The sequence below is a fragment of the Pedobacter sp. D749 genome (assembly GCF_019317285.1).
Classification (GTDB): domain Bacteria; phylum Bacteroidota; class Bacteroidia; order Sphingobacteriales; family Sphingobacteriaceae; genus Pedobacter.
In genome coordinates this window covers 4,613,997-4,640,061 of the sequence record NZ_CP079218.1, presented here as the reverse complement: position 1 = coordinate 4,640,061, position 26,065 = coordinate 4,613,997, and the positions used below count along the sequence as shown (strand labels likewise).

General features: G+C 34.5%; 21 protein-coding genes. 12 read left to right on the top strand and 9 right to left on the bottom strand.

Going from position 1 to position 26,065, the window contains the following annotated elements:
* Nucleotides 1–7: 7 nt before the first annotated feature.
* Nucleotides 8–1,240 (top strand): ATP-binding protein, encoded by a 1,233-nt coding sequence (locus KYH19_RS18870; protein ID WP_219076219.1) that lies wholly within the window; start codon nt 8–10, stop codon nt 1,238–1,240.
* Nucleotide 1,241: 1 nt separating this feature from the next.
* On the opposite strand, the gene KYH19_RS18865 is transcribed toward KYH19_RS18870, so the two are convergent.
* Nucleotides 1,242–1,514 (bottom strand): helix-turn-helix transcriptional regulator, encoded by a 273-nt coding sequence (locus KYH19_RS18865; protein ID WP_132399413.1) that lies wholly within the window; start codon nt 1,512–1,514, stop codon nt 1,242–1,244.
* A 191-nt stretch (nt 1,515–1,705) separates the two neighbouring features.
* Between KYH19_RS18865 and KYH19_RS18860 the strand changes: the two genes are divergently transcribed.
* The 5 genes from KYH19_RS18860 (at nt 1,706) to KYH19_RS18840 (ending at nt 9,570) form a co-directional block, all read left to right on the top strand.
* A complete protein-coding gene (locus KYH19_RS18860; RefSeq protein ID WP_219076218.1) occupies nt 1,706–3,007 on the top strand; it encodes a S41 family peptidase in 1,302 nt (433 codons plus the stop codon).
* Between the two features lie 152 nt (nt 3,008–3,159).
* On the top strand, nt 3,160–4,635 hold the full coding sequence (locus KYH19_RS18855) for an MAC/perforin domain-containing protein (protein WP_219076217.1): 1,476 nt from the start codon (nt 3,160–3,162) through the stop codon (nt 4,633–4,635).
* Nucleotides 4,636–4,974: 339 nt separating this feature from the next.
* Entirely contained in the window at nt 4,975–6,474 is a 1,500-nt protein-coding gene (locus tag KYH19_RS18850) for an MAC/perforin domain-containing protein (RefSeq protein WP_219076216.1), read from the top strand.
* A 408-nt stretch (nt 6,475–6,882) separates the two neighbouring features.
* Nucleotides 6,883–8,367, top strand: a complete 1,485-nt coding sequence (locus KYH19_RS18845) for an MAC/perforin domain-containing protein (RefSeq protein ID WP_219076215.1) — start codon at nt 6,883–6,885, stop codon at nt 8,365–8,367.
* A 111-nt stretch (nt 8,368–8,478) separates the two neighbouring features.
* Nucleotides 8,479–9,570, top strand: a complete 1,092-nt coding sequence (locus KYH19_RS18840; protein WP_219076214.1) for an acyltransferase — start codon at nt 8,479–8,481, stop codon at nt 9,568–9,570.
* Here KYH19_RS18840 and KYH19_RS18835 read toward each other — a convergent pair.
* Nucleotides 9,567–10,574, bottom strand: a complete 1,008-nt coding sequence (locus KYH19_RS18835) for a glycosyltransferase (RefSeq protein ID WP_219076213.1) — start codon at nt 10,572–10,574, stop codon at nt 9,567–9,569. The genes KYH19_RS18840 and KYH19_RS18835 overlap by 4 nt on opposite strands.
* Nucleotides 10,575–10,884: 310 nt before the next feature.
* Here KYH19_RS18835 and KYH19_RS18830 point away from each other — a divergent pair, with 310 nt between their 5' ends.
* Nucleotides 10,885–12,030, top strand: coding sequence for a glycosyltransferase family 4 protein (locus KYH19_RS18830; RefSeq protein WP_219076212.1), 1,146 nt, complete (start codon nt 10,885–10,887; stop codon nt 12,028–12,030).
* Between the two features lie 27 nt (nt 12,031–12,057).
* Here the strand turns inward: KYH19_RS18830 and KYH19_RS18825 are convergent, their stop codons facing one another.
* From KYH19_RS18825 to KYH19_RS18800, 6 genes are all read right to left on the bottom strand, one after another.
* Nucleotides 12,058–12,963 (bottom strand): glycosyltransferase family 2 protein, encoded by a 906-nt coding sequence (locus KYH19_RS18825; RefSeq protein WP_219076211.1) that lies wholly within the window; start codon nt 12,961–12,963, stop codon nt 12,058–12,060.
* Between the two features lie 117 nt (nt 12,964–13,080).
* The gene (locus KYH19_RS18820; protein WP_219076210.1) at nt 13,081–13,875 is read right to left on the bottom strand and encodes a DUF5672 family protein; all 795 of its coding nucleotides are present in this window, start codon (nt 13,873–13,875) and stop codon (nt 13,081–13,083) included.
* 13 nt (nt 13,876–13,888) lie between these two features.
* Entirely contained in the window at nt 13,889–15,055 is a 1,167-nt protein-coding gene (locus tag KYH19_RS18815; RefSeq protein ID WP_219076209.1) for a glycosyltransferase, read from the bottom strand.
* A gap of 8 nt (nt 15,056–15,063) precedes the next feature.
* Nucleotides 15,064–16,899 carry an ABC transporter ATP-binding protein gene (locus KYH19_RS18810; RefSeq protein WP_219076208.1) on the bottom strand — a complete coding sequence of 612 codons (1,836 nt, stop codon included), beginning with the start codon at nt 16,897–16,899 and terminating at the stop codon, nt 15,064–15,066.
* Between the two features lie 247 nt (nt 16,900–17,146).
* Nucleotides 17,147–18,202, bottom strand: a complete 1,056-nt coding sequence (locus KYH19_RS18805; RefSeq protein WP_219076207.1) for a glycosyltransferase family 1 protein — start codon at nt 18,200–18,202, stop codon at nt 17,147–17,149.
* 44 nt (nt 18,203–18,246) lie between these two features.
* A complete protein-coding gene (locus tag KYH19_RS18800) occupies nt 18,247–19,122 on the bottom strand; it encodes a glycosyltransferase family 2 protein (RefSeq protein WP_219076206.1) in 876 nt (291 codons plus the stop codon).
* Between the two features lie 57 nt (nt 19,123–19,179).
* Between KYH19_RS18800 and meaB the strand changes: the two genes are divergently transcribed.
* Nucleotides 19,180–20,076 (top strand): methylmalonyl Co-A mutase-associated GTPase MeaB, encoded by an 897-nt coding sequence (gene meaB / locus KYH19_RS18795; protein ID WP_219076205.1) that lies wholly within the window; start codon nt 19,180–19,182, stop codon nt 20,074–20,076.
* Nucleotides 20,077–20,142: 66 nt separating this feature from the next.
* Here the strand turns inward: meaB and KYH19_RS18790 are convergent, their stop codons facing one another.
* Nucleotides 20,143–21,432 carry an aminopeptidase P family protein gene (locus KYH19_RS18790; RefSeq protein ID WP_219076204.1) on the bottom strand — a complete coding sequence of 430 codons (1,290 nt, stop codon included), beginning with the start codon at nt 21,430–21,432 and terminating at the stop codon, nt 20,143–20,145.
* A gap of 171 nt (nt 21,433–21,603) precedes the next feature.
* Between KYH19_RS18790 and KYH19_RS18785 the strand changes: the two genes are divergently transcribed.
* The 4 genes from KYH19_RS18785 to recG all read left to right on the top strand — a co-directional run bounded on the left by KYH19_RS18785 (nt 21,604) and on the right by recG (nt 25,981).
* Nucleotides 21,604–22,947: an OmpA family protein gene (locus KYH19_RS18785; protein ID WP_219076203.1), complete on the top strand. Its 1,344-nt coding sequence runs from the start codon at nt 21,604–21,606 to the stop codon at nt 22,945–22,947.
* Nucleotides 22,948–23,044: 97 nt separating this feature from the next.
* Complete coding sequence (locus KYH19_RS24420) at nt 23,045–23,182, top strand: DUF6728 family protein (protein WP_315417948.1); 138 nt, start codon at nt 23,045–23,047, stop codon at nt 23,180–23,182.
* Nucleotides 23,183–23,190: 8 nt separating this feature from the next.
* Nucleotides 23,191–23,571 (top strand): RidA family protein, encoded by a 381-nt coding sequence (locus KYH19_RS18780; RefSeq protein WP_219076202.1) that lies wholly within the window; start codon nt 23,191–23,193, stop codon nt 23,569–23,571.
* Nucleotides 23,572–23,875: 304 nt separating this feature from the next.
* The gene (gene recG, locus KYH19_RS18775; RefSeq protein ID WP_219076201.1) at nt 23,876–25,981 is read left to right on the top strand and encodes an ATP-dependent DNA helicase RecG; all 2,106 of its coding nucleotides are present in this window, start codon (nt 23,876–23,878) and stop codon (nt 25,979–25,981) included.
* Nucleotides 25,982–26,065: the final 84 nt, after the last annotated feature.

Here is a 26,065-nt window from a genome sequence, read left to right as displayed (position 1 = left end):
TATCGATATGGAAAGATCAACTGCATTAAAATCTCTAAAAAATCACCTTAATAATCCTCAGCACACCATTATTATAGGGCCAAGGCAGATTGGTAAAACCACGCTTGTTAAGCAGCTGGCAGAGCAATTGCAAATGGATAACGAGCTAGTATATTTTTTAACCTTCGAAGATCCTGTTATTTTAGAGGCCGTAAATCACCATCCCGAAAATATTTTCAATTATACCTTATTGCCGGCCGATTTTCCTGCAGATAAGCGGTTATATGTTATTATCGATGAAGTTCAGTATGCAAAAGACCCCAGTAATTTTTTAAAACTTTTATACGATAAGTATTCACCAAAATTAAAAATCATCGCTACAGGTAGCAGTGCGTTTTACATTGATAAGAGTTTTAAAGATAGTTTAGCGGGAAGAAAAAAGGTATTTGAATTTTTTCCTTTGGCATTTGATGAATTTTTGCACTTTAAAGGTGAGGATGATTTAATCGCTGAGTGGGAGCAAATGAAAAAAAGAGTTACTTACCAGGGGCTCCAGCGTAACCGTATAAATGCACTGTTTGATGAATATTTGGTTTACGGTGGTTATCCTGCTGTTGTTTTAGCAGATACGGAACAGGAAAAGCAAGAAATGCTTAAAGAGCTTGTAAACAGCTATATGAAGAAAGATGCCTTAGAAGCAGGCATTAAGGAAGAACTTAAGTTTTTTCAACTGGCCAGGTTATTAGCCGATCAAACAGGCAATCTGGTGAATAATCATGAGCTGGGAAATATATTGCAAATGGCCAGTTCTACGGTAGAAAACTACATTTATTTAATGCAGAAAACTTTTATAGTACAATTGCTTTCTCCCTTTTATGGTAATGTGAGAAAAGAATTAACCAAAATGCCAAAGAGTTATTTTAATGATAATGGCTTGCGCAATGTTTTGTTAAATAATTTTACGAAGTTAAACGATAGAGCAGATAAAGGCGAATTGCTCGAGAATTATGTTTACTGCAGGCTAAGGCAGTTGCATGATTCAGACAATTTACATTTCTGGCGCACTGCGGATGGTAATGAAGTGGATTTCGTGGTAGAAGAACAATTAAAAAAGGGTCTTGCTTACGAGGTTAAATATAACGATGTCCAGTTTAAACCTAATAAGTATAAAAAATTTGTAGAGGCTTATCCTGATTTCAATCTGGAATGTGTTTGTAAGATACTTACAAATAATGATTCGATAGAGGCTATCAGGTTATAGTTTATTGACCAGATGATACATCAAAATACGGATGCTCTTTTTGTTTTTGGGAAATTATCTTAGCTTTCTTAAAGGCTGATTGAGTGATGATGTCCTGAATGGAGATTTCGTAGAGTTCGGCAATTTTGCCCAGTTGCGAGAGTGAAAAATCTACTTCATTGTTTTCCCACTTTCGATAAGCAACCCTGCTTATTCCGATTACATCAGCAGCGTATTGCTGTGTATAACTATACTTATCCCTGTACCTTCTTAAGGTAACCCCTATATCTAACATATTAAGAAACGTTAACGGCTATGTATTTTTATTATTTACCTATTGTATATTAATAATGTAAATAATGATAATAAGGAATTGTCAAAAATAGCAAATAAAATCGGTTTATTTGTGTAGGTTTTAAATTGTCGAAAAACAAATAATAATCAAAAGGATTGTTGTATTTTAATTTAAACTTTAGCTTTAAAAAATTGAAAATCTATAATACAGGTTGTACGTATAATTATAAATTCATAAAAGGGATTCTCGTTTTATTTCTAATAGTGGCTTGCGCTAGCTGTAAAAAAGATAGGCCGATCGAGATAGATAAGGAGGAAATTGTTTCACCAACTACAGGTACAAGAACTGAATTTACGCTTGATTCTGTTTTTTTATATGCAAAACAGGTTTATTTATGGAATGATGTGTTACCTGGTTATGCCGCTTTTAAACCAAGAGAAAAATATAGTAAAGTCCAATCTGAAATAAGTGCATTTAGAAATGAACTTTTCGATATTTCCCAATTTAAACTTAACCAGGCTACTGGTAAGCCATTCGAAATTTCTAACTATAACGGTGTACCTAAATATTCATACCTTCAAATAGGAAGAACTACCAGTGGAGGGAATCGTGCCGGGGTAATCAACGGAGAAGCTGTGTTGGCTAAACGCCTTATCCGTTTAGACGACAAGATTATCGCTTATGTAGCAATAGGTTCATTTCCATCCTTAAGCATCTCTAAATCTAATTTAGATCAGGTTTTTGATGAAATTTCAGTGGATAAACCTAAATATCTGGTTTTAGATTTACGTTCTAATGGCGGCGGCTATGTTGAAACAGCAGAGTATGTTGCCAATTTAATTGCACCCAATACATTAAATGGCAAAATAATGTATTCAGAACAATTTAATCAGATACTTCAAAGCGGTAAGGCAACAATTCTGCGTCATCAGCCCTACCTAGACGAGAATGGAAAAACCATTATGTATAATGGACGCTTAGCAACACTGGCCGATGTTGATTATACAGAAAGTGGCAATACATATAAATTCAATAAAAAGGGAAGCTTGGAATCAATACAAGATGTGTACATTATAGTATCTGGTCAGACGGCTTCAGCGAGTGAATTATTGATCAGCTGTTTGAAACCTTATTTCAATGTGAAGTTGATCGGCGAAAAGACTTATGGAAAACCGGTTGGTTTCTTCGGAATAAATATCGATCAATACTCGGTTTATCTCAGCAGTTTCCTCATTAAAAATGCACAAGGATGGTCTGATTATTTTAATGGCATGGAACCTGATTTGAATGTTACGATGCCAAACAACCCAACATTAGGCGATACTGAAGAAGCATGTTTAAAAGCGGCTATTGCTGCAATTGATGGTAAAATACAATTGCATCCCAAAAAAAGTGCAAGTATTTTGAGGCTAAATTTAAATAGGATGCCATTAGCGCTCATTGATAAAGATTCAATTGGGATGATTGAAAATAGATTGAAGTTAAAGCATTAGCTGTGATTTTTTTAAAATCATATTTTGTATTTTATGTTTTATCAATTTATCTGTTTAATTCTCTTAATATTTATTATCATATTGATAACCTGATCTTATCATAATTAATTTTTCTTGTCGGTAGTTTTGTGAAAAAATAACAAATAATACTGATGAAAAACAATTACAAATTAAAAATTCTTTGCATGCTGTGCGTAATTACAGCAACATTTAGCAGTTGCAAGAAAAATGAACTTGCAGAAGAAAAAGGACTTACAGGTAATCATAAAAACTTAGCCATTGCTGGCGACGAGAAATGGGATTTATTAGGCTATGGTTATGATATGACGGGAGATCCACTGGCTCTTCAAAATGCTTCAGATGCGCCTGTTATAGATATGAAAAGTTTTGAAAGAGATTATTTCAATCGAATTAATACTCCAACAACTACTGAAGGAAAACAATATTATTATTATGGTGCTACTGCTAATGAGTATTTAAAAGACGTAATAAAAGAAAGAAATTTTAGCTTATCAGTTACTGCAGGAACTAAATCTCCCACAGAGGATGGAAAGTCATATTTTACAGGCTCTTTGACATCTAAGAATAAAAATCAAAATATATACAGCTTTTCGAGCAAATATTCATACGCTCGATTTGAGGAAACTTATAGAGTAAAAATTATTCAATTTAATGGAGATGTTAGCATAGACCTACTTAAAAATTATTTAACTCCTGAATTTTTAAGCAATGTCAATACTATTAGTGCCGATGCTTTAGTAGAAAGATATGGTACACATGTTTTAACAAATATTAGTTTAGGAGGAAGATTAGTTTTCGATTTTAGCGGCTCAATAGTAAACGAAACGACTACTGAAAAGAAAACAACGTCGGCTGAAGGAGCATTAGGCTTTTTTGTTAAAAAATTTGGTATAAATATTTCTTCGACAATAACTAATGAAGAAATGACTAGAAACTTTAATGAAAGTAGGGAAAGATCTTTTGGTTTACAATTTTACGGAGGAACAAATTCTGGCAGGAGTGTCTCATTTGATTCAAATGGATATTCCTCCGAATCAGTTAATATATCTGGCTGGGAGCAGAGTGTAAATACAAAAAATTGTGCTTTAGTGGCTATAGATAATGCTGTACCTATCTATGAATTCATTGAAAATCCGATTAAGAAACAACAAGTAAAAGAGGCTGTTGAAAGATATATAATTGCTAGGCAGATTAAAGAATTAGGTGAAGTTCCTGTATATGCTTACTATAGCTCAACAGGTGGTGATCATTACTTTGGCTTGGGTAATCAACCAACCATCGGTAATGGCTATTTTATTAATGAAGGGATTGTTTTTTATGCATTTTCTAAGCCTACTGATGGTGCGGTTCCTGTTTATGTATATTATAGTTCAAGAAATGCTGATCATTACTATGGCTTAGGTAACCAACCTACCATCGGTAATGGGGATTTTATTAATGAGGGAATAGCTTTCTATGCATATCCTAAAAATACGCCTAATACAAGGCCAGTTTATATGTTTTATAGTTCAAGGAATAGCGATCATTATCTGGGAACAGGTAATGTACCAACAATTGGAAACGGAGCCTTTGTAAATGAAGGCCCAGTGTTCAATATTCCATTATAATAGATTTTACTGTAATAATTACTTATATTTTTAAAGAGCTTCAATAATAATTGAGGCTCTTTTTTATCATCACTTTTTATTCTTTCTTAAACCAAAAGCAACAAACCGTAGATTGTTTATTCATAAGCTCCAGATTCGGATGTTTAACAAACTTTTCATTTTAGGAACTAACGTAAATTCTTTTAATTATAAATCAAGATATTTTGTATGCTGTATTTTATCAATTTATCTGTTTAATTCTAATGCGTTTTATTATTAATTACCATATTGATAACCTAGCCTTATCATAATTAATTTTTCTTGTCGGTAGTTTTGTGAAAAAATATTAAATAATTACTGATGAAAAACAATTACAAATTACAAATTCTTTGCCTGCTGTGCGTAATTACAGCAGCGTTTAGCAGTTGCAAGAAAAATGAACTTGCAGAAGAGAAGAGTCTATCTGGTAACCATAATAATTTAGCAGTTGCTGGAGATGGGAAATGGGATCTATTAGGTCATGGTTATGATGTAACAGGTGAATTATTTGAAAGAAAGAATACCTCGAAGGTTTCTATTATTGATATAAACAAATTTTACGCAGATTATTCTACTAGAATTGTTACACCAACTGACACAAAAGGTGGATATAACGTTTATTACGGTGCTTCTGCTTACGACTATGTGAAAGATGTTAATAACAAGCAAACATTTGGTGCTACTGCTGTTGGTGGAGATAAAGCCGGTGCTTATGCTACAAATAATTTTTCGTTGACAAATGAGAAACAAAATACTTACACCTATAGTAGCAAGTATTCTTATGCAACTTATGAATCATGGTATAGGATAAAGAGTATAGATTTTACAGATGACGTTACAGTTGAATTATTAAAAAACTATTTAACACCTGATTTTTTGGCCTACCTCTCTAACTACAGTGCAGAACAGATAGTGCAAACATATGGAACGCATATTTTATTAGGTATTGACATAGGAGGACGTTTGAAATATGACTATAAAGGCTCTATTCTTAAAGAGTCAACTTATGATCGAAAATTACGTGCTATAAAAGCAGGATTCTCTATTGGTATTGCAAAAATATTCAGTATTGACTTAAGCGCAGATATAAGCAAAGAAGAAAAAACAACAATTTCAAACGAAACGAACGATAAATTATTTGCAGGTACTTTCTATGGTGGTAATAATTCGGGAACAAGCTTTTCAGGTGATGCCTTGGGAAATACTTCTACAAACATCAATCTTGTTAGTTGGCAACAAAGCATTAATGTTAATAATGCATCATTGATTGGTATAAATAGGTCTGCTCCTATTTATGAATTTATTAGCGACCCGGTGAAGAAAGAGCAGGTTAAAATCGCCGTTGAAAAATATATCGTTGATAGGCAAATAACGCTAGCTCCTCAAGAAATTTATGAGTTTTATACTCCTAGCTTAGACAAGCACGCTTATAACATAAATTCGAATATGCACCTTCAATATCTAAGTGATGCTTGGCGCCCAAATGGCCAGCCGTTTAGAGCCTATTCAACTCCTTATAATAACGCTGTTCCTATTTATCAACATTATAATGGACAATTAAATGACCGTATACTTTGGACTGATCCAAACCCAGGATGGGGAGGATATAGTCAAGATGGCATATTGTTTTATGCATATACAACAAATGTCGCGGGAACTGTACCTGTATATTCATTTGTAAGGTCGCGCTTTCAAAGACTACCATTTCCGAATAATCGTTCTGTTCTTGTTGGTCGTGATCATTATTATAGTTTAAATAATAATCCTTATAATGCTGAGTGGACGAATGACGGTATTGCATTTTATGCTTTTCCAAACTAAAGTTAGGTTAGCTTAAAAATGTCATATTATTAAAAATGACAAATTGTGTATTAGAAAAATATCACAGATTTTTTAATTGACTAGACATAGTCAAATTTTAAAAGGGTCTCAATAATTAGTTGAGACCCTTTTTTTATCATCACTTTATTCTTTCTTAAACCAAAAGCAACAAACCGTATATTGTTTATTCATAAGGTCCAGATTCGGGTGTTTTAACAAGCTTTTCATTTAGGGAACTAACGTAAATTCTTTTAGTTATAAATCAGGATATTTTGTGTGCTGTATTTTATCAATTTATCTGTTTAATTCTATTACAATTTATTATTAATTATCATATTGATAACCCTGCCTTGTCATAATTAATTTTTCTTGTCAGTAGTTTTGTGAAAAAACAACAAATAAATACTGATGAAAAACAATTACAAATTAAAAATTCTTTGCCTGCTGTGCGTAATTACAGCAGCGTTTAGCAGTTGCAAGAAAAATGAACTTGCAGAAGAGAAAGGACTTACAGGTAATCATAAAAATTTAGCGATTGCTGGTGATGGAAAATGGGATCTATTAGGACATGGTTATGATGTAACAGGGGAATTATTTGAGAGAAAAAATACCTCGAAGGTATCTATTTTTGACCTAACTAGGTTTTATGCTGATTACCCCACTAAAATTGTTACACCCACAGATACAAAAGGAGGATATAATGTATATTATGGGGCCAATGCTTATGATTACGTGAATGAAGTTAATAAGAAACAAACTTTTGGTGGCAAAGGAACGCGTGGAGATGATAAATCTGATACGAGCCTTTACGCTACAGGTAATTTCTCCTTGACTAATGATAAACAGAATAGTACTACCTATAATGGAAAATATTCTTATGCAACTTATGAGTCGTGGTATAGGATAAAAAGTATAGATTTTACAGATGACGTTACAGTTGAATTATTGAGAAATTATTTAACGACTGATTTTGCAGCGTATCTTTCTAATTACAGCGCAGAGCAAATAGTACAAACGTACGGAACGCATATTTTACTTGGTATCGACATAGGGGGGCGTTTGAAGTATGACTATAGAGGGTCTGTTGTTAAAGAGTCTACTTTTGATAAAAAATTAAAGTCTATAAAGGCGGGATTCTCTATTGGTATAGCAAAAATATTCAGTATAGACCTAAGTACAGATTTAAGTACAGAAGAAAAAACAACAATTTCAAACGAAACAACAGAGAAGTTATTTGAGGGAACTTTCTATGGTGGAAATAACTCAGGAACTAGTTTTTCGGGAGATGCGTTAGGAAATACTTCTCAATCTATAAATCTTGTTAGTTGGCAACAAAGCATCAATGCTAATAATGCATCATTGATTGGTATAAATAGATCAGTTCCGATTTATGAATTTATAAGCGATCCAGTTAAAAAGGAGCAAGTAAAGGCGGCAGTAGATACATATATAAGTAATAGACAAATTAAATTAAGTTCTGCAAAACTGCCTTTATATGATTTTTATTCACCAGCACTTGGTCATATTTATACCATTGATCCTAATTTCCCAGCTAAAAATCCTGGAGCGTGGCGCCGTGTCATCAATGATCCGATTTATGTTTATGAAAGTCAAAAACCTGGCTCTGTTCCAGTATATATAATGCAACATAGAACAAGATCTATATATTGTTTAACAAGAGATAATACAATCGATCTTAATATATGGGCACCAACAAATTATCCTGTTTTCTACGCATACAATAGCCAAATCGAGGGCAGTGCTCCGGTGTATCAATTTTATCACCCTAATCAACCTACGCATGGATATTTTTACGATCTAACTCTTAATCCTACAGGGAGTGGTTGGATTGAGAATGGTACTAAGTTTTACGCATTTCGGAATGCTAATTAGAAAATGTTAGTCTGTAATATTTTACATACATAAATGTTAAAACAGCCTCAATATGTTATTGGGGCTGTTTTTTTTGTAGATATTTGTTGGTTCAATTACTATAACCATTTAATGAATACTAAATTAACGAAAGAAGTAGCTCCTGTAAAAAAGAATTTTGACTTTGTTGATACAATTAGATGTATATCTATGATCGGTATTGTTATTGAACATTGTTCAATAGTTGCCTTCAATCATTATGATAAGCCTTTCGAAAATGTTATTGAAGGTTGCGTTATTCAATCTTTTAAATTTAGTACAATAGCTTTTTTTCTGATTGGTGGTTTTTTGATCAACCATAAGTTTCAAGAGTATTCACCCTTTCAATACCTAAAAAATAGGTTTAAGAAAACTATTGGACCATGGTTATTCTGGATATTGGTGTTGATATTCTTAACGGCCTTAGATAGGTATATTGCTTATACTAAAGGTAGCGATGGAGGCTTATTGATATCAAATTTTGGTCTTTACATTTATACGCTTTTTTCTCAAATAATTTTGTTTAGTCCATATTGGTTCATTCTTAATTTTTTAATCTGTATATCAATCTTACTTGTTTTTAAAAAACAGTTGTATAACCTTTGGTTCGGCCTAGTGCTTTTGTTATTGTCACTATTTTATAGCGTAAATCTTTATGAAGGGTGGATAGAAACAAACCACACCACTGCACTTTTTGGTTTTGTTTTTTATTTATGGCTTGGGGTTTATTTTAACCGCTATTATGATAAAATAATGATGACAATAAAATTTCTATCGTGGTTAAAGATGCTGGTTTTAGTCATTGTTACTTTCGTTATAGCCATTGGAGAATCCAGATATCTTTATAGTATAGGTATATCAGATGCATACAATACATTGCGTATCAGTAACATTATTTATTCATTGGTAATGTTTACTTTATTGCTGAAGATTGGGAATTTAAATTGGATAAAGCAGAATTTGTATCCGCGTGAAACAACTTTTGGTGTATATTTGATTCACGTGATTATTATAGAACGTGTACTCCCCTTAATTTTTCAACCATTAAAATTAAATGTTCTGGCGTATAACGTATGGGAGAATATCGGGATATTATTGTTAAGATTTTTAGTGACTTATATTTTAAGTTTTTATCTGGCCAGGCTTATAGGTAAAACTAAGATGAAATGGGCGGTAGGAAATTAATTAAATAGTCCCCTAAAACTGGTTTTAAATACTTTCCTGAACGCTTTAAAATTAAAGTAGGTCCAAGAAAATAAATCTTTTTTAAAGTACGAGCTTAATGCGTGTTTATTCGTTCTCTGAAGGCTAATTATTTCATGCCATTTGTTAAAAAGAAAACAGTTGAATCCATCAGTATTGTATCTTTTCGATTGTTGATTAGACATTTTCATTTCTTTAAAGAGCGGATAGTATTTAGCATAATTACCTATATGGATATTTGCCGTAAATAATTCCATATGCAGATCTATTAGCGCTGAGTTGGAAGGCATTCCCAAGGTTTCCTGCATGTTCTTAATGATTTCGCGCTCACTCTTATATTGCTCGTCAGACCTTTTTATCGTAATATTGTTGCCGTGTATTCTGTATTTTACTAGAAACTTATCAAGGTTAGTTACAGGATACTTTTCTGAAATTCTAACAAATAGGTCAAAATCTTCAGATAAGGCAAAGTCTTTATAGCCATTAAGCTCACGAAAAACGTTAGCTTTAAACATAGTGCTAGAGTTGACAAATGGATTTTGAAATAGTAATGCCATGTTTACATTTTCGCCCGTTGGTACGATTAGTTTCCTATTTTGTACGATTCCATTTTCGTCAATAATATTTGCATGGCCTCCACATAATGCAATTTCAGAATGTTCATTAAGAAATTCAAGTTGCGCCTGTAAACGATCTGGATAAGCAATATCGTCACTGTCCAATACAGCAATATATTCGCCTCTAGCGAGTGCTAATAACCTGTTTCTGGTAATTGGTAGCCCTTTGTTCCCATCATTATGAATAAGCCTAATTCTGCTGTCATTAAACTTTTCTACAATAGATACAGTAGCATCTGTAGATCCATCATTAACAATCAGCAGCTCAAAATCATTGAAGGTTTGATTTAGGATGCTGGAAATCGATTCTGATATAAACGCTGCGACATTGTATGCCGCCATAAATACTGTAATCTTAGGGTTTTTCATATTTTGATCCATCTAATTGTGTGAACATCCGTATCATCGTAATTGGAGCAGCTAAGTTTTTAGAGACAATAGCATTTTTTATGATTGTTTGCCATCGAAAAATAGAGTTAATATTGAAGTATATGATTGCCAAAAATACTAAGGATCTTTAAGATTGTAATCAACTGATATTCATCATTAAATTTAGCCGTAAACTTATTAATATCGCTATTGTACTTTAAGTGCTAAATATTCACAAAGTATAAAAATATAGACTAAATACTTTTAATAATACTTTATTTATTTTATTTAAATTAATTTGCATCCGATAATGCTCGAAAAAGGTGCTAGTCAAGTAACCATACAAATGAAAAGGATTATATTTATTACACAAAACTTAGGACGGACCGGAGCTGAAATGTTATTATGGTATTCGTTATTAAATCTTAATAAAGACAAGTTTAAATCGCATTTATTTTGCAGTGAAAAGGGCGCCCTCGTTGATAGCTTACCTAGTCATATTAAACATTCGATACCATATAAAAAGAATAGGAATAGAGGGGTAAGATTTTTTAGGGCTATATTAAAAATTTTAAAAATCAAACCTCTCGAATATCAACTGAAGCAGTTACAAAAGGAAACAAATGCTGATTTTTGGTATTTCAATACTATTGTAAATCCAGAAATCTATACAATAGCAGCTAAGTTGGGAGTAAAGATTATTACTCATTTTCATGAGCTGCCAATGGCCTATAACTTTATTACTTACGATAATTTAAAACAAATCATTAACTATTCTACTAGTTTTATCGGGTGTTCGGAAGCCGTATGTGAGAAAATTAATGATATGGGTGGTAAAGATGTAAGGCTCCTTTATGGCTTCATTGATCAAAATAAGGTATCCTTTAGAAAATCTGCTGATGAGGTAAAATCGAATTTGGGATTTAGTAAACAAGATTTTATTTGGGTAGTTTCAGGAACAACAACTTTAATAAAAGGAATTGATTTTTTGATACCCCTTTTAAATCTGCTCGATGAAAATGTCAAAATTCTTTGGATTGGTGGGGAAGAAAAAAGGGGTACTTTTTTTTATGTAAAGAGTACCTTGGAATCTAAGTTTCCTGGAAGAGTAAAATTTACGGGGGCGCTAGCGGACGATTACTATAATTATCTGAACTGTGGAGATGCTTTCCTGTCATTATCAAGAGAAGACTCTTTTCCTTTGGTTATGTTAGAGGCGGCAACTTTAGGTAAACCAATTGTTGGGTTTAATTCTGGAGGGATTAGCGAATTTGTTAAAGAGGGTACAGGGATAGTTGTAGAACAAGGAAACTTTAATGAACTGGTAGGAGCAATGACGATTGTTAAAAATCAACCAGAAAAATTTAGTGTGGATAAGATTAAAAATGAGGCTGCTAAATACCGGATCGAAAAGCAGATCTCAATTCTGGAGGAGATCCTGGAAAGTATAACATAACAGATATAAAAAATACAATGCGCTAAATTATGAGAAGCACATTTTTCTAATGTAATTGATTTTACTTATATTTCCTTTCTTTTTTTGATAAAATAAAAGCTTGTAGTGCTTAAAGAGTAGAAAAAATAACTTTATAGGGTTTTTTATGGAATAGTCGATGTTGAAACAGCTTAATAAGTCTTTGATGTATACTTTTCTAACACTCGATTTTTTCATACAAGTAATTAACCAATTAGGTTTTATTTCGTGAATATGATTTTTTTTGTCGCTTTCGGGCTTTATTTTTATACTTAGCATATCGGTATTCGAATTGGTATGCTGACGATAATGAACCAATGCACGGTCGTAATATTTTATTCCACCGTTTTCAGCAGCAATGAATGCCATCCACCAATCATGATAAAGTTTTTCGGGGAACGGGAATATATTTTTGCATAACGACTTTTTGAACATAACAGCATGACCAGAAACGCAATTGTCGAAAAGGAAAGGAAGTGATGAATTTCCTTCATACATATTGAATACATCCGATACGTACTTATTCATCGACTGGCCTGTTTGATCAATAAATTCAGAATCATGATAAATCATGACCTTGTCCCCAATATTATCTTTAAGTAATTGAATTTTATCGTGCGCCCAAATATCATCTTGATCCGATAGCGCAATATATTCACCATTGCAAAGTCCGATTGCTTTTTCAAAATTTTTAGCATAACCTAAGTTTAGTTCATTTCTCATTACTCTGATCATGGTGTACATACAATCATATTCGTGTAAGATTTCCATCGTTTTATCAGAAGAAACGTCATCTACTATAATAATTTCAAGATTTGGATAAGTCTGATTAACTATTGAGTCAAGCTGTTGCCTTAAATACTTATCTCCATTGTAAGTACATACTGCAATCGAAATTAATGGAATATTCATCATTTAATTATTAAATCCTGCAAATTGAAAAATCGATTCAATCCATATAAGAGGATTAATTTCTCGAGATTTCGCCCATAGATTCCCGTCTTTATTAAGGTCAATGTATAAAAAATGTAATTAAACAGCATATCCAAAGTCTTTAAATATAGGCCTCCATACCTCCAGGTTTTTGTTCCATGCATGGCATCCGAAAGGCAGCGAATTGTTAGTGAGTTCGAAAGCCCGATCTACAGGCACTTCAAACGCAAAATATACGGCTTCCTTATATGAGGGTATCTTTAAATTTGTTTTCTTTCTGTTTACTTCTATGCTCCAAAAAACATCTTCATTAAAGTTGGCCGCAGGACTCAAAGAATATTCTTTTATTTTTTCCTGAAAGCGTTGGGTTAAATCATAAAATAGCTGTGTTCTGCGTAGGGATAAACCACCATTTCCTACTTTATACTCCCGTTGTAGGTCGGTTGGAGCAAGCGTGTTCTTTTCTTTAATATCGAATTTTCGGTGAATGTAGCTCAAAATGCGATTTTTTACTGCTTTGATCACATCAGGATATTTATGTCTGAGCCACGGAGCTCCAACATAATCTATGTTTTTTTCACACCAAAGAGTTAGGTCATCTTTAAAAACAAAAGCATCTAATTGATGGATCAGGATATACTCATAATCTAAAAATGCTTCGTAAAATTCTCCTGATAACATGAGCTTATTGTAGCCAGCAATATCTCTAAAATACGCATCATCAAAACTAATGAAGTTATTAAATGAATACTTGGTATTTAGATTTAAAGAATTCGGTTTTACACAAAAAATTGGATAGGATTTAGACAGAACTTTGAAACATTGCTGCAAGGATATTTCCTCTAAATAGCTTATTTCTTTATAAATAGGTACAATAACGGCAATCTTTTTCATAATGTGCTGAGATTTAAACTATTTCAAAAACAGTATCAAGATTTTTATAACAGTGTTCCTTTTCGTAATTGGTGTTAAAAGCGGCCAATGCATTTTCTGCCTGTTTTTTATATTCCAATTCATCTGTTAGTAGTTTCATAATATTATTTCCAAATTCAACCGGGTCATCACTTACCAAACAGCCATTGTTGGTTTTATTGATCAAGCCATCAATGCCTCTGGTATTGCAAACTATCGGTAAGCCATAAGATAGTGCCTCTACTACCTTTATTTTGGTTCCTGTGCCTGTTAGCATAGGGCATAGCGCTACTTTAGCATTTTGATAATAGGTTGATAAATCTTCGGCAAAGTTTACGGAAACAATATTAGGTGCCTTTATAGAAAGATGCTCGTTTATTTGTCCAATGATGCATATCTGTACGCTGGTTGGTAATAACGGGTATACATGGCTAAAAAACCAATTGGCAGCTTTTTGATTATGTATATTATCACTGGCCACATAAATCAGATCAAACGATTTTTCTTTAGCGGCATGAAAATTTTCTGGTTGATCAAGCATCATTGGTGCTAAAACAACCTTGTTTTTACAAAACTGACTAAAAACATACTGCTCTTCAACAGAAATGGCTAAAGCAATATCAAATAATGAAATTCTTCTGATTTCTTCTTTAAAAGATTGGCCAATATTGTTTTTTTTTTGAAGTTGAGCAGTTATAAAATCGTGTGTGTCAATTACTTTTATCGCTTTTTTTGTCAGGTCGTTATTTTCTACCAATGTTGCCCAGCTGGCATAGTTAATAAAGATATAATCGTAATCGTTGTTTTTTAAAATTTTTTTGAACACCCTCTTAAACCTTAAGGTCACCAATTCAGGGAATTGAAGCGGAAAAAACCAGGCCTTATTCTGATAGAAAAAATTTGGTAGTTTATAAAAAAGGAGATAATAGAGTATATTTTTTTTGGAAGGCTTTTTTTTAATTACATAAGTAGTATTGGCCAGGCCTGATTGCTCAAAAGCTTTAATATCTGTTTCACTCCAGCGTCCGGTAAAATACTCACTAACAAAATCAATTTCGAAATTTCTTGATTTAAAGTAATTCAACATGCTTAAAGCCCTGGTTCTGTTCCCCGCATTTTTTTTTAGCGGATTATCAGGCATAAAAAATAAAACTCTCCTCATCTAAATGTTTAGTCGTTAAAGGTCTGCATGTCAATTAAACGTCTATATAAGCCATTTTGATTCATTAACTCATTATGGCTTCCGGTTTCTACTACGCTACCTTTATCAATTACCACAATTTTATCGGCATGTTGTATTGTACTTAAACGGTGCGCAATTACAATTGAAGTACGGTTTTTCATCAAATTATTTAAAGCATCCTGAACTAATTTTTCAGATTCTGTATCTAAGGCTGAAGTAGCCTCGTCTAACAACATGATAGGCGGATTAGCCAATACAGCTCTTGCAATACACACGCGCTGTTTTTGTCCCCCAGAGAGTTTATTTCCTCTATCACCAACAAAAGATTGATAACCGTTCTCGGTATTCTCTATAAAATCGTGCGCATTTGCAATTTTTGCTGCGGCAACAACTTCTTCCATTGTGGCCTCTGGTTTAGCAAAGGCAATGTTATTAAAAATAGTATCGTTAAATAGAAAAGATTCCTGATTAACAGTTCCCATTTGTGCCCGAATGCTTTCAACAGTAAGCTCCCTATAATCGTGGCCATCAATTTTAATCGTTCCAGATTTTGGATCATGGAAACGAGGCAGCAGATCCATCAACGTGCTTTTCCCACCTCCGGATGGACCTACAAGTGCTACTGTTTGCCCTTTTTCAATGTCGAATGTTATTGAGTTAAGAATTTGTTTTTCCCCGTAACTGAATGATACATTTTGAAGGCTGATTGTATTGTTAAAATCATCAATAATTTTCGAATCTGGTTCATTAACCAACAATGGTTTAGTGTCTATCAGATCTAAAACACGTTCTCCTGCTGCAATTCCAGAATGAATTCCACTAAATGAATCTGTTAATGCTTTTGCAGGACGCATTACCTGGGAAAAAATAGCGATGTAAGCAATAAAATCTGATGCTGTTAAGGCATTTTTATCATTATGCAATATTAATGATCCACCATACCAAACGATAATAGAAATCATTAAAACACCTAAAAATTCAGATACTGGTGAGCCAAGTTGTTGGCGTCTAACCATTTTGCGTGTTAAGTTGGAGTAGTATATATTTTCCTGGTTAAATTTGTCTTTAATTCGCTCCGTTGCATTAAAGGCCTTTATGATTTTAACCCCACTTAATGCCTCATCTAAAAAGCCAATCATTTTCGCAAAAGATTCATGTGATTCTTTTGCCTGCTGCTTCAACCTTTTTACAATTTTACTGATAATAAATGCAGAAATTGGGATTACCAGTAAAGAGAATAAGGTAAGCTTTGCTGAAATATTAAATAAAAGAATAACATATACGATTAGTGTTACGGGTTCTTTAAAAACAACCTGTAATGTATTGGTAACCGTGAATTGGACCACCTGCACATCAGAGGCAACTTTAGAAATAATATCGCCTTTTCTCTCATTGTTAAAATATCCTACATGGAGATTCATCACATTATTAAAGACCCGCTTTCTAAAGTTTAGCAACGTATGAACTCTTAAATCTTCCATGTAACGCTGAGAAAAATACCTGAATAAATTGGAAAGCAATACAGAGATAACAATGATAATACAAATGTACATCAGCGTACTTTCTATAGTGTTAACCTTTATTGAATAATTCACAAAATCTCTTAACTTGCCCAATAAGCTAAATGAGGAGGCTGCTTTATCTGTTAAGCTTGGCGTTTGGCAAGCTTGCTTGTTTGCATTTAAAAGTGTTTCGAACAGCGGCGATAACAAAGCCAAGTTAAAGGTTCCGAATAGAATTGAAAGTAAGGTTGCAATAATATAAGGTATCGCAAACTTTTCAATAGGCTTCGCAAATGATAATAAACGAAAATAAGTTTTCATTAAGTATTGTATATATAACAGAACCCAGGAAGTACCTGGTCGGGAAAAAATATAATAAAATCCGAGCAAATGTACGGTTTTTCATACATATGAATAAGATCGTGAAACCCAACAAAATTAAAATTACAATTCTTGGGTTTTAGAATGGATTAAAGCGCCCTTTTAAGGGGGGATTGCGCTAACTGTGGGGATTTAATTATTTAGCCTGTATCATACTGGCTAGGCATTGTTATTACAACTTAATTTGTTATTTCAAAAATTCCTGATATAAATTCAGATACTGGTTGGCTGCAATTTCCCACGAAAATTTTTCTGCCTGGGCAATTGCTTCTTTAGCACGATTATTTTTGGCGAAATCACTCATACCTTTGTTAAATACTTCCTGCATGTGTTCAGGTTCGAAATTATCGAAGTAATAAGCAACATCTCCACCAACCTCAGGCAAAGAAGTGAATTTAGACAGAAACACAGGTTTCCCAAAATGCATGGCTTCGATTACAGGAAGACCAAAACCTTCGGCAACTGAAGGAAATAAGAAAGCATCACAGTTTTTATAGTACCAGGCTTTGTCTTCATCAGAGATTGGCCCGGTAATATGTACCCTATCCAAACAGTTATATTTTTCTGCGTCCTCTAAAATTCGTTGTTTGTGAGGTGTTTCTCTTCCGGAAATTACCAGTTCGAAATCGTTATCTTTTAATAATGCAGGTAATAAGTGAAAGCCTTTTTGTACGGAGAGCAACCCAATGGTAAATAGAAATTTCTTTCCAGGTTTAAAAGCTGGCTGATGATTTTCATCTGAAACTAATTTATCGGCCCCGTTATAAATTACACTGATTTTATTTGCTGATTCAGGGAAATATTGTTTCACATCATTTGCAACAAACTGCGATATGCATACAATTTTATCACACTGTGCTATTAGCTTGCCTAGTTTTTTTAGATATACCTGAATTCTGTGTGGCTTGCTAAACTTTAAATGCACCTTGTTCATGTCATGAACAGTCATTATTTTTTTTGCATTTACTTTACTCGGTCTTAGTCTGCAGGTTTGATCAGAAAGATGAACAACATCGAAGTCATTTTTCCCTTTAAAGAATAACCGGTCTAACCTGGATAGATAAATGAGGTCAACCAAACCATTAAAAAGGTATTGCGTGTGTTTAAAAAGATAAAATTTTAATTTAAATTTTCCTTTGTTTTCATGGATTAAGGCATCACCCAACCCTTTTCCAAACGAGAAATAGCCGCAATTGGCATCCTTCATCGAATCAAAAGTTACTAAAACGTTGGGCTTTTTCATTAAAATGTTATTTGATGCAAATATAAATAGATTTAAATTGTAGTCTACTTTACAATTTTATAATTCCGATACTCAAATAAACGTAATCCGGTTAAGTCTTCAATTTTTTGTAAAACCCTTCTGCGAAAATTCATTTTAGGGGTTTCTTTGGTTAAATCTTTTTCAAATTTCCAGTTCGCAGCCGCAATTCTTTCCTGCATTACTTTAGGATGGGTGCTTTTAAAATGGACCAATCGATCGGCATTGTGCATATCATAGGTATCCTGAACGGGATAATTTTCTTCAATCCACTCTTCCGTTTGATAAAACTGATTAAAGTTGCGCACTTTACCTTGTAATCCTTTTGGTGGTTTTACCCAGCCATAATGATAAATGTAAGCATCAATTAGCTTAACCTTAAGTTTTCTGTCGTTAATTCTGAAGCCCTGGGCATCCCGGTAAGAGTGAACTCCCGGAAGGTTTTTGATAATCCTAACCTCTCTTCTGTACCAACGCCTGGATTCGGCCAGGTAATCATAAGAGGCATAAAAATGTTTATACTTTAAGAGTAAGGCCTCAACATTGCTATTGTTAAGTTCATCTTCCATTTCTTTTTTAATCAAGGGGAGATAATCTTCATGTATGGCTTCATCACCTTGAATGTAGATCATCCAGTCGGTATCTTTCCCTATTTCAGCTAGTGCCTTATTGGTTTCATCAGCAAAAACACGACCACCTTCCCTTATACTTTCATCCCAAATGGTGTCAATTGTTTTGATTTTAGGATCAATGCTTTTAACCATTTCAGAAGTTTGGTCTGTAGAGTTTCCCAGTGCGACGATAAAATCGTCGCACAATGGCAGCACAGAAAGTATCGCCTCTTTTGCAGGGTAGTCGTTAACAATAGCATTTCTTAAAAATGTAAAACCGGTAACTTTCATTATTGGGCGCCTTGTAGCTGATAATTTTTGTTAATTTGTACAAAGATAGTTTTATTGATGAATACGCATCTATCCATTTTAAGCGAAGTAAAGGCGGGCAATTATAAGGTTTTGGCAAGAACATTAACGCTTGTTGAAAACGATATTAAACCTGCAGATTCGATTTTAAGAGATTTAGATAGTAAGGCTAACGTTCCCGTTCTGGGTATTACCGGACCTCCCGGTGCTGGCAAAAGTACTTTGGTAAATGTGGTAACCGATCATTTAGTTGCTGAGGGGAAACGCATTGCCATATTGGCGATAGATCCAACCTCTCCATTTAATTTTGGCTCTTTGCTGGGCGATCGTATCCGGATGGCGGGCCAGTTTAATAATCCGAATGTTTTTATCCGATCTTTGGCTACACGTGGTGCTTTGGGCGGCATTTCGGCAAAAACAATCGAAATGGTTGACGTTTTAAAAGCAGCTAATTTTGATCTGATTATTGTTGAAACTGTTGGAGTTGGGCAATCGGAAGTAGAAATTGCCGGATTGGCAGATAAAACTGTTGTTGTATTGGTGCCGGAATCCGGAGATGAAGTTCAGAATATCAAATCAGGGTTGATGGAAATTGCTGATTGTTTTGTGATTAATAAGGCGGATAGGGAAGGAGCAGATACTTTTGCCAATAATCTAAAAAAAATAGTTCATCAGGGGGTAAAGGCTATTCCAATTTTAAAAACTGTTGCTGATAAAAATATAGGTATCGACGAATTGTGTAAATGGATGATCAAACCAGAGGTTTTTAATGATAACCGAAGAGCTTTTTTATTTGCAGAAAAAGCATGGAAACTCATACAGCATCAAAAAATGCAGCATATCGATAAAAAAAGGCTGCGAGAAAAAGTTCAGGCAGCCTTAAAACAAGATGATTTTAATATTTATCGTTTTGCCGATGAGTTTGGTAATGGTTAACTGTTGAGATTGCCTTATTGCTAATTGTTTAACTGTAAACTGCAAATTGAATACTGCTAACTGAAATTAACTATTCATAATCTCCTCAATTTCTTCAGCTTCCAATGGAATATCGGCCATTAAATCTATATTCCCATTTGCGGTGATGAGGATATTGTTTTCTAAACGGATACCTAAGCCTTCCTCCGGAATATAGATGCCTGGTTCAACCGTAAGAATGTTCCCATTGGCAAATGGAGTATATCTTCCTGCAAAGTCATGTACATCTATGCCTAAGTGATGTGAAGTGCCGTGCATAAAATATTTTTTATAAGCTGGCCACGTTGCGGTTTGATTCTTCACGTCAGTTGTAGAAATAAGCCCGAGATTAATCAGTTGTTCTGTCATAATCTCGCCAACTTGTTCGTGGTAGGTATTCCATATAGTTCCTTCGCCAATTAATTTAATCGACGCCTTCATTACATGCAGTACGGCATTGTATACATCCTTTTGTCTTTGCGTAAACCGGCCATTAACCGGAATAGACCGGCTCATATCTGCATTATAATTGGCGTATTCTGCACCAAAATCGAAAAGTATTACGTCTCCATCTTTACAAACCTGATTATTGTCGTTATAATGGAGGATGTTTGCATTATGACCGGAAGCAATAATAGGTGTATAGGCATGACCTGTTGCGCCCTGACGGATAAATTCGTGTATAATCTCTGCTTCAATTTCATATTCCTTAACCCCAGGCTTGGTGAATTTTAATACCCTGATAAAAGCATCGCGGGTTATTGTGCACGCCTTTTTAGTTAATTCGATCTCTACATCTGATTTAACGGCACGTAAATTTCTCATAATTGGCGCCGAGCGTTCATAATGATGCAATGGATATTTTGATTTCATTTTCTCAATGAAACGAATATCGCGATAAGGAACCTCATGGGCGTACCGATCATTCTCATTTGTATTTAAATAAATATGCTCAGCATAGTTAACAATACTATGTAAAATGTTGTCAAAATCTTCTAACCAATATATTGATTGGATGCCAGAGGCGGCTTTTGCCTGTTCTTTGGTGTACTTATATCCTTCCCAAACTTTGATATAGTCGTTGGTCTGTCTTAAAAACAGGACTTCTCTGTACAAAGGATTAGGACAATCAGGATATAATAGCAGAATTGTTTGTTCCTGATCAATGCCTGATAAATAAAATAAATCCGGATTTTGCTTAAAAACGAAACTTTGGTCACCGCTCCTGGGGAATTCATCACTTGAGTTAAATATCGCTAGTGAATTGTTTTTTAAGTTGTTAGCATATTTTTTTCTATTTAAAATAAATAATGACTGATCAATGGTAGGGTATTTCATGGAAATGGTATTTTATATTGGTAATGGCCAAATGTAATAAAATGATTAGTTACGGTAAAGTTTGGAACGGAGTTTGTATAAAAGTTTGAAAATTTAAAATTTTGATTAATTTTGCCTTCACTGAAAAATTAATCAATTAAATTGTTTAACCCTTAAAAAAGAAAAAAGATTATGAATTATTCTACTTTAAAGAAAAGTGTTGCGCTTTCTTTAGTGGCATTAACAGGAGTTGCTTCTCTTGCTGTCGCTCAGGATGCTCCTGCAACCACTTCTGCTGTCAAGGTATTTGGCGGTAGAGGACAGTACAGAACTTGGTCTATTGGTGTACACGGTGGTGTTTTAATGCCAGTTGTTGCTATCGGCGGTTCTAATGACTTCAACAAATGGGATGCTAACTTAGGTTACGGTTTAAACATCCGTAAACAATTAGGTCACTCTTTCGGTTTAGAATTAAACGGAACTCGTGGTAAACTTTCAGGTAATAACGAAGGTATTACTTCATCAGTTAAAGATTTTGAAACTGAATTACAATATGCTGTAGATTTACGTGGTGTTGTAAATGTAGGTTCTATCGATTTCTTACGTCGTGAGAATTCAGTAGGTTTCTTCTTAACTGCTGGTGCTGGTTATATGGCTTATGCTCCAAAAATTACTACTAGTGCTGGTCAAACTATCGACTGGAAAGGTAGTGCTGTTGGTCCTGCTGATGACAGACATGATGCTAAAGATTACGTAAAAGGTTTCTACATTCCAGTTGGTGCTGGTGTTAAATTCAAAGTTTCTGAGCGTGTTAACTTTAACTTAGGTTACACCATGAACTTTGTTGATGCTGATAACTTAGATGGAGTTTATGCAAAAGGTCAAACTAAAGATAAATTCTCTTACGGTTATGCTGGTTTAGAATTCTCTTTAGGTTCTTCTGCTAAACCAAGTTTAGAGTGGACTAACCCATTAGCTACTATGTACGATGAGTTAAAAGATCCAACTTTACGTCAAGAAGTTGAAGCATTGAAAAACCGTGTTTCTGCTGTTGAGAAATCTGTTGAAGATTTGAAAAAAGATACTGACGGTGACGGTGTTGCTGATCAATTCGACAAATGCCCAGGAACTCCTGCTGGTACTGCTGTTGATGGTTCAGGTTGTCCACTTCCTAAAATGGTAGCTGATACAACTGCAACTAGCAATGTAACAGGTTTCGAAAAAATCGGTTTCGATTTCAACTCTTCAGTTTTAAAAACTGAGTCTTACCCTACTTTAGATAAATTATCTTCAGTGTTACGTGAAAACGGTGGTAAAGTAACTGTAAACGGTTACGCTTCAAGCGAAGGTACTGCTGCATATAACTTGAAATTATCTAAAGACAGAGCTAACTCTGTTAAAACTTACTTAGTAAACTCTGGCGTTAACGCTAGTCAAGTTGCTACTAAAGGTAATGGCGAAGCTAATCCAATTGCTTCTAACGATACTGAAGAAGGTCGTATCCAAAACCGTCGTGTTGAAACTGCTAGAAACTAGTATTTCAATATAAGATTTAAAAAAGTCCTGATGAAAATCAGGACTTTTTTTATGCCTTTTAGTTTTCTGTGTTAAGCTTTTTAGCTAAGTTTGTATCATGTACTTCTTTAGAAAAAAGGATCCAAACAGGCCAAATAATATCAATCTGAGAATTATGCATTTTATTAATGCATTGGCCATCTTAATTTTTCTTGCAGGTATCATCTACAAGCTTGTTCAGTGGCTTGCTAAATAACCCTAATTATGAAACAAATTATTAAAACAAACAGTGCTCCAGCTCCAATTGGACCATATAGCCAGGCTGTACAAGCCGGAAATTTTTTATTCGTATCGGGCCAGGTTGCCATTAATCCTGAAAATGGAGAATTAAATATTGGCAATATTGAAGAGGAGACTCACCAGGTGATGCGCAACCTTAAAGCCGTTTTGCTTGAGGCAGGTTTAACCTTTGAGAATGTAGTAAAGTCTACTATTTTCTTAAGTGATATGGGTACCTTTGCTCAGGTAAATGAAGTTTATGGACAGTATTTTACTGCTGATTTTCCAGCTCGCGAAACAGTTCAGGTTTCGGTGTTACCTAAAAACGTTAATGTTGAAATCTCTGTAATTGCCATTGTTGGTTAATTTACAGAAAACAAGAGTAAATATTTATTGCGGACATTGTTCCTTACATTAGCTTGGGAGCAATGTCTAACCTTTGCTTACATAAAAGGTTCTCCGACATACCTGTACCTTACTGAGAATGCCTCTTCTGCCCCGGGTATTTAATATATCTCAATCCAGTTGTTGCTTTTAACGGCGCATTTTTCTACTTTAAAGAGAAAATAGATCTGCATCAATTTTTTGCTTATTTGCTTTTGCTGCTACCGATCGTTATTTTTAATGCGGCTTTGCTAAAAATGTTGTTTACAAGAAATAGTAGAATACTTTGTTTAATTCGGTATTAGATACACCTGTTGAGTTTTTGAAAGGCGTTGGGCCAAGTCGTGCCGATGTTTTGAAGAAGGATCTCGCCTTATTCACTTATCAGGATATGCTTGCGCACTATCCCTTTAGGTATATAGACCGTACAAAATATTTTAAGATTAATCAGATCAATCCTGATTCGCAGTATATCCAGATTATCGGGCGTGTAATCAGTAAAAAAGTAATAGGCGATAAAAGGGCTAAGCGCATTATTGCTGTTTTTAAAGATGAAACCGGAATCATGGAACTAGTTTGGTTCCAGAGCTTAAAATGGGTTGACGATAATATTACCGTGGGCACAGCTTACGTCGCCTTTGGGAAACCAAGCATCTTTAACGGAACATTCAGTATTTCCCATCCTGAAATGGAGCTGTATCAGCGCAAACAGGTGGGAAGAGGAAATTTAACTTTGCAGCCGGTTTATAACTCAACAGAGAAGCTTAAAAAGTTTAATCTCGATTCAAAGGGTCTGCAGCGTTTAATCGCTGGCCTGTTAGATCAGATTATACCTCAGGTGCCCGAAAATTTACCACAATACATCATCGATAAATATCAGCTGCCAGATAAAAGGATGGCTTTGCTGAACATTCATTTTCCTAAAAATCAAAAAGACTTAAACGCTTCTGAAAGACGGTTAAAGTTTGAGGAGCTGTTTTTTATTCAGTTGCAGCTTCTGCATAATAAACACTTGCGTCAATTAAAATTTAAAGGTGCAACCTTTGATAAAGTTGGTGAAAAGGTGAACCGTTTTTATAAGGAATTTTTGCCGTTCGAGTTAACCAATGCTCAAAAACGTGTGGTTAAGGAAATCAGGATTGATACACAACGTGGTGTGCAAATGAACAGGCTTGTTCAGGGCGACGTGGGGAGTGGTAAAACAGCTGTTGCGTTGATGAGCATGCTTCTGGCAAATGACAACGGCTATCAGGCTTGTATGATGGCTCCGACCGAAATTTTGGCCCGTCAGCATTATGCCTCTATTACGGACCTTGTATCTGGAGACCTGGTGCGTGTTGCTATTCTTACCGGAAATACAAAAAAGAAGGAACGTACTATTTTGCACACACAACTGGAGAATGGAGAAATCGATATTTTGATTGGAACGCATGCATTGATTGAAGATAAGGTTCAGTTTAAAAATTTAGGGCTGGTTGTAATTGATGAACAACACCGTTTTGGTGTGGAACAACGTGCTAAGCTTTGGCGGAAAAATATTATCCCTCCTCATATCCTTGTGATGACGGCTACACCAATTCCACGTACTTTGGCAATGACCTTATATGGTGATCTTGATGTTTCTATTATTGATGAATTACCTGCGGGCAGAAAACCCATCGAAACAAAGCACCTTTTTGAAGGCCAACGCCTTAGAATGTTTGGTTTTATGAAGCAGGAAATTGCTAAAGGCAGGCAGGTTTATATTGTTTATCCTTTAATTAAGGAAAGCGAGAAATTAGATCTTTTACATCTCGAAGCTGGAATTGAGCAGCTGAGTTACCAATTTCCCCGACCCGATTACCAGATCAGTATTGTACATGGACAAATGCCAAATGCGGATAAACAGTTCGAAATGCAACAGTTTATTGATGGTAAAAGTCAGATTATGGTGGCTACAACTGTAATTGAAGTAGGTGTTAATGTCCCTAATGCTTCTGTAATGGTGATTGAAAATGCTGAACGGTTTGGTCTTTCACAGCTTCACCAGTTGCGTGGCAGGGTTGGCCGCGGGGCAGAACAATCTTTTTGTATCTTAATGAGTGGTAACAAACTCAGTAAGGAAGGTAAAATCCGTTTGGAAACGATGGTGCGGACCAACAACGGGTTCGAAATATCTGAAATAGACCTTCAGCTTCGTGGTCCCGGAGATATTACAGGTACACAGCAAAGCGGTGTGCTTGATCTAAAACTTGCAGATCTGGCTAAAGATCAGATAATTTTATCTGAAGCACGGAATACGGTTATTGAACTTTTTTCGGAAGATCCCCAATTAGAAAAACCTGAAAATGCTATTCTAAAGGCATATCTGCAAAAGCTGGAAAGAGGAATTTCTTTTGATAAGATAAGCTAATTTTTATTGAGTTTAATTTTCTAATATTATAATTTTCTTTTCTCTCCTTTTTACAATAAAATTCGCTATTGTATTATTTGTCTT